Source organism: Undibacterium sp. RuTC16W (assembly GCF_049339445.1).
Lineage (GTDB): Bacteria > Pseudomonadota > Gammaproteobacteria > Burkholderiales > Burkholderiaceae_D > Undibacterium.
Genome location: NZ_JBMPPE010000080.1, coordinates 1 through 342, shown reverse-complemented (window position 1 = coordinate 342; position 342 = coordinate 1). Strand labels below are relative to the sequence as shown.

Genomic DNA, 342 nt, shown 5'->3' with positions numbered 1-342 from the left:
GCGCGGCGAGCGCAAATTCACCGCCATCATGCGCGACATCTCGGCACTGAAAGCCACCGAGGCGGCGCTGCAGCAGGCCAAGGAGACGGCCGATGCGGCCAACCGCGCCAAGAGCGCCTTCCTGGCCGCCATGAGCCACGAGCTGCGCACGCCGCTCAACGCCATCCTCGGCTATGCCCAGATCCTGCGCCGCGATCCGCTGATGTCGCAGGGCCAGCTGGCGGGCATGGTCACGATCCAGCAAAGCGGTCATCACTTGCTGGCGCTGATCAACGATGTGCTGGACTTGTCGCGGGTGGAAGCGGGCAAGATGGATCTGCACGCCAAGCCAGCGCGGCTGCC

At 67.0% G+C, this 342-nt stretch carries 1 protein-coding gene; it reads left to right on the top strand.

Annotation, left to right across the window (positions count from 1 at the left end):
• The coding region (locus ACO0K4_RS19605) for a sensor histidine kinase (RefSeq protein ID WP_422958341.1) at positions 1–342 on the top strand (342 nt) is incomplete at both ends.